The organism is Acinetobacter sp. YH12076 (genome assembly GCF_013419525.1).
GTDB lineage: Bacteria > Pseudomonadota > Gammaproteobacteria > Pseudomonadales > Moraxellaceae > Acinetobacter > Acinetobacter amyesii.
In genome coordinates this window covers 114,515-125,784 of record NZ_VOZY01000012.1, presented here as the reverse complement: position 1 = coordinate 125,784, position 11,270 = coordinate 114,515, and the positions used below count along the sequence as shown (strand labels likewise).

11 protein-coding genes are annotated in these 11,270 nt (G+C 38.2%); 5 read left to right on the top strand and 6 right to left on the bottom strand.

Annotated elements, in window-relative coordinates; genetic code table 11:
- Positions 1-855 precede the first annotated feature (855 nt).
- On the bottom strand, positions 856-1,419 hold the full coding sequence (locus FTU22_RS12915; protein WP_180042285.1) for a TetR/AcrR family transcriptional regulator: 564 nt from the start codon (positions 1,417-1,419) through the stop codon (positions 856-858).
- Between the two features lie 287 nt (positions 1,420-1,706).
- The gene (locus FTU22_RS12910; protein WP_180004217.1) at positions 1,707-2,342 is read right to left on the bottom strand and encodes a cation transporter; all 636 of its coding nucleotides are present in this window, start codon (positions 2,340-2,342) and stop codon (positions 1,707-1,709) included.
- Positions 2,343-2,418: 76 nt separating this feature from the next.
- Between FTU22_RS12910 and FTU22_RS12905 the strand changes: the two genes are divergently transcribed.
- The 3 genes from FTU22_RS12905 (at position 2,419) to FTU22_RS12895 (ending at position 4,574) form a co-directional block, all read left to right on the top strand.
- Positions 2,419-2,835, top strand: a complete 417-nt coding sequence (locus FTU22_RS12905) for a Cd(II)/Pb(II)-responsive transcriptional regulator (RefSeq protein WP_078194531.1) — start codon at positions 2,419-2,421, stop codon at positions 2,833-2,835.
- Between the two features lie 80 nt (positions 2,836-2,915).
- Positions 2,916-4,310, top strand: a complete 1,395-nt coding sequence (gene yegQ / locus FTU22_RS12900; RefSeq protein WP_180094815.1) for a tRNA 5-hydroxyuridine modification protein YegQ — start codon at positions 2,916-2,918, stop codon at positions 4,308-4,310.
- A 9-nt stretch (positions 4,311-4,319) separates the two neighbouring features.
- Positions 4,320-4,574 (top strand): YfhL family 4Fe-4S dicluster ferredoxin, encoded by a 255-nt coding sequence (locus FTU22_RS12895; RefSeq protein ID WP_078194533.1) that lies wholly within the window; start codon positions 4,320-4,322, stop codon positions 4,572-4,574.
- Between the two features lie 283 nt (positions 4,575-4,857).
- On the opposite strand, the gene ahpF is transcribed toward FTU22_RS12895, so the two are convergent.
- Positions 4,858-6,423 carry an alkyl hydroperoxide reductase subunit F gene (gene ahpF / locus FTU22_RS12890; RefSeq protein ID WP_180094813.1) on the bottom strand — a complete coding sequence of 522 codons (1,566 nt, stop codon included), beginning with the start codon at positions 6,421-6,423 and terminating at the stop codon, positions 4,858-4,860.
- A gap of 433 nt (positions 6,424-6,856) precedes the next feature.
- Here ahpF and FTU22_RS12885 point away from each other — a divergent pair, with 433 nt between their 5' ends.
- Positions 6,857-7,465, top strand: coding sequence for a DsbA family protein (locus FTU22_RS12885; RefSeq protein WP_180094811.1), 609 nt, complete (start codon positions 6,857-6,859; stop codon positions 7,463-7,465).
- Between the two features lie 85 nt (positions 7,466-7,550).
- Here FTU22_RS12885 and FTU22_RS12880 read toward each other — a convergent pair whose 3' ends face one another.
- The 3 genes from FTU22_RS12880 to FTU22_RS12870 are packed head-to-tail and all read right to left on the bottom strand — an operon-like array spanning position 7,551 to position 10,451.
- On the bottom strand, positions 7,551-8,471 hold the full coding sequence (locus FTU22_RS12880) for a hypothetical protein (RefSeq protein ID WP_180094827.1): 921 nt from the start codon (positions 8,469-8,471) through the stop codon (positions 7,551-7,553).
- Between the two features lie 41 nt (positions 8,472-8,512).
- Positions 8,513-9,643, bottom strand: a complete 1,131-nt coding sequence (locus tag FTU22_RS12875; RefSeq protein ID WP_078189120.1) for a toxic anion resistance protein — start codon at positions 9,641-9,643, stop codon at positions 8,513-8,515.
- Between the two features lie 16 nt (positions 9,644-9,659).
- Positions 9,660-10,451, bottom strand: coding sequence for a tellurium resistance protein (locus FTU22_RS12870; protein ID WP_180094809.1), 792 nt, complete (start codon positions 10,449-10,451; stop codon positions 9,660-9,662).
- A gap of 327 nt (positions 10,452-10,778) precedes the next feature.
- Here FTU22_RS12870 and FTU22_RS12865 point away from each other — a divergent pair, with 327 nt between their 5' ends.
- Entirely contained in the window at positions 10,779-11,267 is a 489-nt protein-coding gene (locus FTU22_RS12865; protein WP_078189122.1) for a TIGR00645 family protein, read from the top strand.
- Positions 11,268-11,270: the final 3 nt, after the last annotated feature.

Here is an 11,270-nt window from a genome sequence, read left to right as displayed (position 1 = left end):
AGGCAAATCAAAGTCGCTTGCACGCCTTGGTTTAAGACATGCTCCCCATCAATACGTTGAATAAAAAGCTCTTCATTCAACGCAGGGTTGGAAAATTGCACATGAATGGCACGTTTTTGGGCGGATAGACCTAATTGTTCTAATACAGCAAGTATTTTGCCTAACATAATAAAAATTCTAAATTGTAATCATGGAAATAATTTTGCTGCTAGTTTAGTCAAATTCATCAATAAACTTAATGCTTAAAACCATAGAAGATGTTTCGTTATGTAAAATCCACGATTCAAAAATTCACTTAAAAATAAAAAGCTGAGAACCCACTCACTAAATACTTCTTGCATATAAAATATTCACCAAATGGTCTTAGACCATGTACTTGCACCCAACGAACAGCGTCATGCACGCAACTGTAAAAATAGTTTTATCGTCTAATTAACATCGAGCTTAATGATCAATTTTTTAATATTATCTTTAAAAATAGTGGATTAATTTAAACTTAAGCTAGATTAAAAAACACACAAACCTTTCTTTCCTGTCTTGTAATTCACCTAAGATCCCCTATAATTCAAAAAACAGACAAGTCTGTCTATTTTGCTGCAAAAACCGAATGAATTTAGCATTCAGAGGGTAAAAATATAAATGAGAGAAAACGTATAAAACGTTCGAAAATCAAATCATTGACTTAAGCTAACAAAGTGAATGATTTGAACGCACAATTGTCAGCAAAGCGCGATTACCCCAAATAATCGCGCTTTTTATTTTCTTAGAATCTTAAGTCATGTGAAAAAAATTGATGGTTAATCAATACAAATAAGTCGTCGCTAGATTTAAAACTTAGATACCTACAAGCAAATTTTAAGCGGTCAATTCCAAACGAATTAAGGTTTCAACTCGCTTCCAATAATCTGCTAAATGCACTTGGTTGGGGTCAATTTGGGCTTGGATGGTCATGCCATCCAAAATACTACTCAAAAATGCAGCGAGTTGTTCAGTTTGCTGAATGCCCAGATTTTGCAAGGCAGTACTTAGTTTTGATTTAAGCCACTCTTTATAGTCGATCGCAGGTTGTAATGACGAAGGATAAACTTTAGATATTTCTTCTACTGCTTTTTGAAACATACAACCATTAAAATCTGCAGTATGAAACCAAGCATCGTACCAAGCAAAAATGGTTTTAATATGCGAAAGATGGTCTTCTGGATCACATTTTGCAATAGCAGCTTCAAGTGATTCCTGTAAATTAAGATTTCGAATCACGAGACATTCTTCAATTAATTTGGCTTTAGAGGGGAAATATTTATAAAACGTCATTTTAGCAACGCCCGATTCCCCAATAATTCGATCTATACCAATCGAGTTATAGCTATAAGAATTGAAGAGTTGGAGCGCAACGTTAATGATGTCTTGCTTTTTCGACATTTAATTTACCTGATGCACCAATGGGGCCTAAACATAAAGCTTTTAAGGTAGAAAACCTAATTTTTAAACATGATTTTCGCGCGCTATTGTAAAGCATAACTTAATTGGAGTCTGTAGATAAAAGCTCAGCATCCCATTAAATACAGTCTGATTTCAGAAGATTTATCAAATTAGCAGTCAGGAAAATTTCGTATAAAACTGACTGCTAATTTTATTTCAACTAGCGACTTAACGACCACTTATCTGCGTTTAAAACCTTGCTGAAATGAATGCCATTAACGGTGAATTTAAGAGCAAGGCGTGCTTAAAATATCTTTTTGCTTACGCTCCTGTAGTGCTTTTCGAATCACCTGATAACCGCCCGTTAAACCTAAAATCGCCATGATTGCGGCCACGATCAAATCTGGCCATAGACTGCCTGTACCAAATACCCCAACAGCCGCCAAGATCACCGCGACATTACCAATCGCATCATTACGGCTACATAGCCAAACGGATTGCATATTGGAGTCACCTTCTCGGAAGGCATATAAAACATATGCACAAATGACATTAGCAACTAAAGCCAAGATACCAATCAACCCCATAGTGATCGGTTCAGGTGCGATCCCATTGGCATAAGCATAGAGCACTTTGGCAATCACCACGATCCCAAATGCTGCCATAACAAAACCTTTAACCAAGGCAACTGTTGCACGCCAATATAAACTGGCGCCAAGCACGGCTAATGAAACTCCATAATTTACGGCATCACCAAAGAAATCTAGCGAGTCCGCCCAAAGCGCAGAAGAATGTGCATAAGCCCCGCCAATCAGCTCTACCAAAAACATTATGGCGTTAATGATTAAGGCGATCCAAAGCGCGATACGAAATTTACTGTTGGGTTTGCTTGGTGCTGGCTCATGACTACATGTACATGCCATAAATGTGCTCCAATTTAAAAATCAATGGATTTGTATTATTCTTATTCAAAACTATGGACTCACTCCAAGGTCAAGCATGAACGTACAAAAACATTATTTGATTAAAGAATTGTCCACCAAATCTGGGGTAAGCGTTGACAGTATTCGCTTTTATGAAAAGAAAAAACTGCTGAAACCTAGCTTCCGCGCAGACAATAATTACCGCTATTATGATGAAGAAATGTACAAACGTTTGGTTTTTATTAAGCGCTGTCGAAACCTCGATATTTCTCTCACCGAGATTCAAACCCTGCTTGAACTTGAGCAATCCCCTACGCAAAGCTGTCATGCTGTGAATGAATTAATTGATAATCACATTCGTCAAGTTTCTGAAAAAATTAAAGAATTAGAAAATTTTAAAATACAGTTAAGTACGCTCCGTGCCAGTTGTAATGAAACCAGCCAAATCAATGATTGCCAAATTTTAAAACATTTGGAAAACGGAATATCTTGAAAACCCAACTAAAATACTTGGTTGAATCCTTTTTTTAGATCACTACAATAAAGCCATAAATTTTTTATGCCTTTATTGACATGACGATTCAACACGTAACCGAACTCCTCTCACCTGCTGGCTCATTAAAAAATATGCGCTACGCTTTTGCTTATGGCGCAGATGCCGTGTATGCAGGTCAGCCGCGATATAGCTTACGTGTGCGCAATAATGCTTTCGACCATGACAATTTAAAAATTGGCATTGAAGAAGCTCATGCCTTAGGTAAAAAGTTTTATGTGGTGGTAAACATCCAACCGCATAACTCAAAACTGAAAAATTTCATCCGTGACCTTGAACCTGTGGTTGCCATGAATCCTGATGCACTGATCATGTCTGACCCTGGTCTGATCATGATGGTGCGTGAACATTTTCCAGAAGTGTCCATTCATTTGTCTGTACAAGCCAATGCGGTGAACTGGGCAACGGTTAAATTTTGGAAAAATATAGGACTGACACGTGTCATTTTGTCACGTGAATTATCAATCGAAGAAATTGAAGAAATTAAACACAATGTACCTGATATGGAAATTGAAGTTTTCGTACATGGTGCATTATGTATGGCTTACTCCGGTCGTTGCTTACTTTCTGGCTATATGAATAAACGTGATGCAAACCAAGGTGCATGTACCAATGCATGCCGTTGGGATTATAAAATTCACGATGCAGTTGAAGATGAAACTGGTGATGTTATTCCAGTCACACAAATTGAAGAATCATCATGCTGCAATAATAAAAATGCCGATGAGCAACACGCCCTAGAACAACACCAATTCGGCGAGCCGGTTTTATTACAACGCAATGAAGAAGACATGTTTGCTGCCGAAGAAGATGAACATGGCACTTATTTCATGAACTCAAAAGACTTGCGTGCTGTACAGCATGTAGACCGTTTAACCAAAATGGGCATTCATTCTTTAAAAATTGAAGGCCGTACCAAGTCTTACTTCTACTGTGCGCGTACCGCTCAAATTTATCGTAAAGCCATCGATGATGCCCTTTCTGGTAAACCGTTTGACCCTGCTCTCATGTCTCAGCTTGAAGGCCTTGCGAATCGTGGTTATACCGAAGGTTTTTTACGCCGCCATGTACATAGTGAATATCAAAACTATGAAACCGGCTCTTCACGTTTTGATCATCAACAGTTTGTAGGTGAAGTCTTAGAACGCAATGGCGACTCTCTTAAAATTGAAGTGAAAAACCGTTTTGTTGTGGGTGATTCTTTAGAACTGATGACCACTTCAGGCAACATCACCTTCGTTTTAACTGAAATGAAAGATAAAAAAGGTAATCTGATTGAGGATGCCAAAGGTTCAGGTCATATCGTGGATATTCCTGTTCCTGCCGATGTCGATATGCGCTACGCCTTACTGATTCGTAATTTACCCAATTCGACCGTAGATATTTCGGCTTCGTCTTTAGCGTATCAGGCTTGAGTTCGCTTTATGGCTTTGTTGATTACAGATAAATGCATCAATTGTGACATGTGTCTACCTGAATGTCCCAATGATGCCATTTATGAAGGCTCAAAGATTTATGAAATTGATGTCGCACGTTGTACTGAATGTGTCGGTTTCTATGAGCACCAAACTTGCGTTTCAGTTTGTCCGATTGAGTGCATTATTCCGCATCCGGAGCATATCGAAAGCCAAACTGATTTATTGGAGAAGTTTAAGGGTTTGAATTTATTTAAATCTTAAATGCATGGTGTGATTGGCGTAAGACTTGCTTAATCCACTTTATATAGAGAAACAACCTTGGGGAAAGTATAAAAATAAGGTTGTAAAACAAAAATAGCTGGGCAACGAATAGGGTTCAAAATGTGTGGGGACATTTTTGAATCCTAATTTTGCAGACAAAAAAAAAGGAACTCCGGTGTTAGCATCCAAAGTTCCTGTAAAACGAGAATATTAAGAAAAATAATATTCTAATGACAACATTCAGCGCGGCCAGTGTGTTTCTCGAAACACACTGGCCTTTCTTTTATTGACCCGAACGGATGATGTAATCAAAAGCAGATAATGATGCTTTCGCGCCTTCACCTGTCGCAATGATGATTTGTTTGTAAGGTACTGTTGTACAGTCACCGGCAGCAAATACACCTTTTACATTGGTTTCGTTACGCTCGTTAATTACGATCTCACCACGGTTTGAAAGTTCAACCGCTGTTTCTTTTAAGAAATCAGTGTTTGGTAACAAACCGATTTGTACAAAGATACCTGCTAATTCAATCGTTTTGATTTCATCAGTTGCACGGTCTTTGTAGTTCAATGCAGTCACTTGTGAACCATCACCGACCACTTCTGTAGACAATGCATTCATGATCACAGTGGTGTTCGGTAAGCTATTTAACTTGTCTTGAAGGACTTGGTCAGCACGAAGCTTAGTATCAAACTCAACAAGTGTTACATGTTCTACAATACCAGCTAGGTCAATCGCCGCTTCGACACCAGAGTTACCACCACCGATCACCGCAACACGTTTACCTTTAAACAATGGACCGTCACAGTGTGGGCAGTATGCAACACCACGTGTACGGTATTCTTGTTCACCCGGAACGTTCATTTCTCTCCAACGTGCACCTGTTGAAAGAATCACTGCTTTAGATTCAAGTTTTGCACCATTCTCTAAAGTCACTTCAACCAAGCCATTGGCTGTTTCATCTGCACCTTTGATGTCAGATACACGTTGCAAGTTCATGATGTCCACACCGTATTCACGTACATGTGCTTCCATTTCAGCAGCAAACTTAGGACCTTGTGTCTTTTGAATCGACGTGTAGTTTTCAATGTCCATGGTATCCATGACCTGACCGCCCATGCGTTCAGCCACGATACCGGTTTTGATACCTTTACGTGCAGCATAGATTGCAGAAGTATTACCTGCAGGGCCACCACCAATCACAAGAACATCAAATGCTTCTTTGGCATTTAGCTTTTCAGCATCTTTTGCAGCAGAGTTGGTGTCTAATTTAGCAATGATTTCTTCCAAAGTCATACGACCTTGACCGATGTGGTTGCCGTCTTGGAATACCATTGGTACAGCCATGATTTTGCGTTCTTCCACTTCGTCTTGGAAGAATGCACCATCAATCATGGTTGCAGTTGTACCTGGGTTATAGATCGCAATTAGGTTCAAGGCTTGAACCACGTCAGGACAGTTATGGCAGCTGAGCGATACAAACACATCAAAGTCAGTTTTAAGACCTAGACCTTTGATGGTGTTCAGTACTTCGTCAGAAACTTTCGGTGCATAACCTGAAGTTTGTAGCAAAGCTAGAATCAAAGACGTGAACTCGTGGCCCATCGGTAAACCTGCGAAGAATACACGCGGAGTTTCACCTGCTTTTGCAATACCAAAGCTTGGCGCACGGCTGTTGTTACCATCAAAACGTGCAGTCACTAAATCAGATAAAGCAGCAACTTCAGTCACCAATTCTTTAATTTTGTCTGATTTGTCCGTGCCGTTTAAAGTCGCGACGATTTCAATCGGGCCTTCAAGGCGTTCAAGTAAAGTTTTTAATTGAGCAGAAGTATTTTGATCTAACATTGCTAACGTCTCCAGAGGAGTAAATTTATTTGATGAGAGAATGATAGAACAAACCATTAAATAGGTGAAACGGTTTGTTTTTATAAAATTAATCGGTTTTACAAATCAAATGATTAAATTTCTTTCTAAATCATGAATATATGGATGTATATTAACATTAAAATGATTTATTTCGTACACATATATCGTGACAAATTCATCATTTTTTTCTTTTTTATTGAAATTACACCAAGCCTATGCAAGACATACGCACGACCTGATCAATTACAAAATCTTTATAAAGCTTTAAGTTTCATTTCAGCAAGTCGGCATTAAATCAAATGAAATATCAGGTGATTCGACTGCTTTTGAGTTCTATCAATAAAGCCGCAATCAATCCCTTGCATCAATCAGCCATCGATCTACAAGTATAAAATCAACAGTGAGCAGAATAATGAAAATTGAATTTGTCTTTGATATTGTTTATCCCATGAGTTATGTGGCGTTTCAAAAGTTGAAGCAAAACTGGAATGAACATACAGCAACTCGTGTAGAGCTATTACCGATTCAACGCGTTCCAGAAATTCCTGAACAAGGCTTAGATGTGCTGCAGTATTTAACCGATAAGTATGGCGCGAGTGCAGCAAATCGAAAACTCGAAATGACAAAGTTTGCCGCTTATAGCGAAGATGTGATTGTCAATATTGAGCACATGAAACGTATGCCAAACAGTCAACTGGCTCATCAAGCTATATTGGCCTTGGACAATATTTTGGATCAATATGCCCTGACTCAAGCCTTATTCCATGCATTATTTGCACACGGTCAAGATATTGCTGATATTCAGGTTTTAAAAAGCATCATTGAAGGCATTGGTTTAGATGGCTCAAAAGTACTGCGCTCAATTCAACATAAAGATATTGCGGACCGTCAGCACGAAATTACACAGTATGTAAAATCAAAGGGACAGCACCCCATTCCTTTTTACCTTGTGGATGGCGAAGTGAATGATCAGACTTTTTCTACACAGGAACTTCGACAACTGTTTCATCGCGCAAGTTAATCTACCCAAGATCAAAAATCCCCATACTATGTGATGGGGATTTTTATTCTGAGCAATGCAATGATCTAAAAAGAAAATAGGCCTATTAATGAAGTCCCTGCTCAATTCGATTAATCCGTGATTTGAACTGCTGAGAAAGCAGATACAAAATTAAGCTCAAAATCAGCGTGAGTACTATCACGACGATCAACACCCAACGTACAACAACTTCTACTACATTGGCTTGCTGAACTTGTTTTTCCACGCTTTGCGCCATCGGTGTCATGGTTTTATCAAATAGCTGATTTTGCATCGCCCAGAGCTGTTCAGGCTGAAAACCGTATTCACGGAATTTTGCTGGATTTTGTTGCTCGGTATTGATTAAGGATTGCACCAAAGGAATGGCTGTCGCACGATCTACAGGCTTATGCATCAAAGCAGCTTGTGCAAGTAAATAGGCTTGCACGGGTTTTGCCAATTGTGCATCTTCCATTTCGAAAGCCAGCTGGCTTTCCTGAATATTTTTTTCATAATGTACCAATCTTTGATCTGCTGCACGATCATCATGATTAAGGTCATATTGCACATAGGTTAAGCCTGACCAAAGCACAATAAACGATAAAATCCAGCCGACAAATTTCAATATAAAAGATTGGAATCGAATTCTAAAAAATTGAATTTTTTTTAGAAAACCAACCAAGAAAAATGCGCCAATAAATGAAACGATGAGTTTTAGAAATAACCAACCAATAAAGGATAAAAAGTTTAAAAAATAGTCGGAAGACTCACCGAGTTGATATGTCAAATCACCTGCACTGACGGGAATATGCAGTTGCTGTACGCTAGAACTTAGGCCAAAAAAGCTATAAACCATATCATGCTGAATAAACAACATCACAGCTGAAACGATCAGCACAGAAACACTGGTTAAAGTCAATAACGTCAAATTGCGTTGACGCTTCTTAATGGTTTGAAGCCCTGTTTCCAGTTGCTGCGGATTTAGCGCATATTCATCAATGGGAGGCAAAGACATACTCCTTCAGATTATATTTTCACCTCCCTCACAGCTTATGAAGAAGGGTTTGAACCACTCGATTCAATTACTAAATGATTCAAATTGTTTTGTAAGGCACGAATACGTGTCGTCGCTTCTTCACGCTTTTGTACACCTTCTTTCTGAATTTGAATCACATCATTAACGGTTTTAATGAGGGTATTTTGCACATGTTCAAGTGTTTCGATATCAATCACTGAACGCTGATTGGCTTTCGCTGTATCGACAGAGTTTTGATGCAATAAATCTGCATTGCGTTTTAATAGGTCATTGGTCGCATCATCAATGCTATTTGCCAATTGCACGCTGTTCTTTTGTTCTTGCAATGAAATCGCCAAACTAATTTGGTTTTTCCATGCCGGTAAGGTGATATTTTTAATAGCATAAAATTTATCAACCAACATCAAATTATTGGATTGAATTATGCGAATCATCGGTAAGGTCTGCATGGCAGATTGTTGCAAGATCTGTAGATCACTCACACGTTTTTCAAGATTATTAGCCAAATGGTTGAGGTCATAGACTTTTTGCGTAGTGGTTTGATCTTGAACTTGTGTGGTTAAGCTTGCAATTTCCTGTTGGATTTCCTGCTCTTTCAACTTACCTGCGGCAATATACACCCCTAATTGTTTATATTCGTCTTGTACGCCTTCAAACATTTTATCTAAGGTATTTACACGCGCTTTTAAGCCATTTTGCGAAGTTTCAATTTCTTTGACCAACGCATCAATTTGCTCTTTGGTGGTATTAAAGTGCTGATCAAAACTTTGCTTGGCACCTTTAAATTTACTCAGTAACCCACCAAAAAATCCTGAGCTTTTAGATTTATTTAAAATGCTCGTAGTGTTTAGCTGCTGTGCGACTTGTACCACCTGATTGAGCTTTTGACCTGTCGCATCTAGATCTTTATTTTGCACCAAATTTAATAATTCATCGGTATAGGTCGACGTCTTGGTGGCAATGTTTTTACCATATTCAGCAACACTATTATGACTTAAATCTGCCAATTCCTTACGTGCAGCTTCGACTTCGTGAAAATCGGAAGTTTGTAAGCCAATTTCCTGCAAATTGAGTTGCTGAAACTTTTCTTCAGTCAACTCTTTGCTTACTTCAACGGGTAAATTTTTGGCATCTAAATCGGTCATAACTCACCTTATATTTCTAAGACTTAGAGGAATTCTCTAATGATTTTTTTAAAGTTTTAATCAAATTTTCACGGCTATTATCAAGCTTTTCCAATGAACTTGTCGAGTTACTTTGACGACTTTGTTTCACATGATATTGCCATGCTGGAATCAACACCTGCTGAGCTTCCTTATATCGATCTAATAATTCAAAAGAAAGCTGCTGAGAAAGCTGCATTTGCGTAATTGCAATATCATTACTGGCTTGTAAGGTTTGCAACGTATTCACCTTTTTCGATAAACGTTCTGCAAAGTTGTCAAGCGGATGCTGTTTTTTTACAAACTGTGGGTATTCCACCAAGAACTCTTCAGCCGCGACGATATAGCGCGCCATTTGCTCACGTAAGCCTTGTAGTTGATTAAAACGTGCTTGGGACTTTTGAATTTCTAACTGTAATTTTTGGCTCAGATGATTTGCCCGATCAAGTAATTGATCTAGATTTTTATAATATTCAACTTGTCCTGAACCATATTCCAAATCTATGCCTAACCATTTTTGCAGGGCATTAAATTTGCGTGTTTTTAAATATTTTTTTGAATTGGCTAAGGCTTGAATCAACTGCTCAATGGTTTGACTAAGTTGTTTCGTCAACTGAGGGTCAACACCGTCTAGCAGCACCGACTGTGCTTGAATTAATTGATCTGCATAATGATTTAGACGATATTGATCGGTCAGTAATGGCACAAGGTCATTCCGCTTAATCGAAAGCACTTCCGCCCGATCTACCGTAATATCCTTTAACGGCACCAATACATCAATTTGTGACATAGCCAATTAAACTCAATAAAATCATTTTTATACTACAAGTTCTGCCATAAAAGTCTTGTAGTATTTTGCAAAAAATACATCTATTTCATCGGTCAAATTTCGTTATTAAATTCAACCGTTGCATATAGAACCGCCTAAGCAGCCATACGGCATCATTTCAATGGATATGATGACCTACACAGATGAATTCAAGCTTAAGATACCCAAAGATTCAATCTAGATTTAAATTAAACAACTGACTCTACATGAATTATTATCAAAATTATCGTAAAATTTAACTCATACACTTTAGAACCAAATATTAGATCAATAATTTTAGAGGCTTAAATGGAACGTTTTTTCCATAATACAATGTATGCTGCACGTTGGATTCTAGCTCCCGTGTACTTTGGTTTATCCTTTGCACTGCTACTGCTCGCGATTAAATTTTTCCAAGAAGTCATTCATGTCCTTCCGCATATTTTAGAATATTCAGAAGCTGACCTGATTTTAGTCATCCTCTCTTTGGTCGATATGACTATGGTGGGCGGACTGATTGTGATGGTGATGTTTTCAGGCTATGAAAACTTTGTTTCGCAATTAAAAATTAATGAATCGACCAATCGCTTGAATTGGCTCGGCACCATGGATGCCAATTCATTAAAACTCAAAGTTGCAGCATCAATCGTGGCAATTTCTTCGATTCATTTATTACGCATTTTTATGGATGCGAAAAACATCCCCAATGACAAAATCATGTGGTACATCATCATGCATTTAACCTTTGTTTTTTCTGCTTTTATGATGGGTTACTTGGATAAAATCAGTAAGCACTAATCT

Coding starts and splice junctions, on each gene's coding strand:
- FTU22_RS12915 (WP_180042285.1), bottom strand. CDS start 1,419: ATGTCGAAAAAGCAAGACATCATTAACGTTGCGCTCCAACTCTTCAAT.
- FTU22_RS12910 (WP_180004217.1), bottom strand. CDS start 2,342: ATGGCATGTACATGTAGTCATGAGCCAGCACCAAGCAAACCCAACAGT.
- FTU22_RS12905 (WP_078194531.1), top strand. CDS start 2,419: ATGAACGTACAAAAACATTATTTGATTAAAGAATTGTCCACCAAATCT.
- yegQ (WP_180094815.1), top strand. CDS start 2,916: ATGACGATTCAACACGTAACCGAACTCCTCTCACCTGCTGGCTCATTA.
- FTU22_RS12895 (WP_078194533.1), top strand. CDS start 4,320: ATGGCTTTGTTGATTACAGATAAATGCATCAATTGTGACATGTGTCTA.
- ahpF (WP_180094813.1), bottom strand. CDS start 6,423: ATGTTAGATCAAAATACTTCTGCTCAATTAAAAACTTTACTTGAACGC.
- FTU22_RS12885 (WP_180094811.1), top strand. CDS start 6,857: ATGAAAATTGAATTTGTCTTTGATATTGTTTATCCCATGAGTTATGTG.
- FTU22_RS12875 (WP_078189120.1), bottom strand. CDS start 9,643: ATGACCGATTTAGATGCCAAAAATTTACCCGTTGAAGTAAGCAAAGAG.
- FTU22_RS12870 (WP_180094809.1), bottom strand. CDS start 10,451: ATGTCACAAATTGATGTATTGGTGCCGTTAAAGGATATTACGGTAGAT.
- FTU22_RS12865 (WP_078189122.1), top strand. CDS start 10,779: ATGGAACGTTTTTTCCATAATACAATGTATGCTGCACGTTGGATTCTA.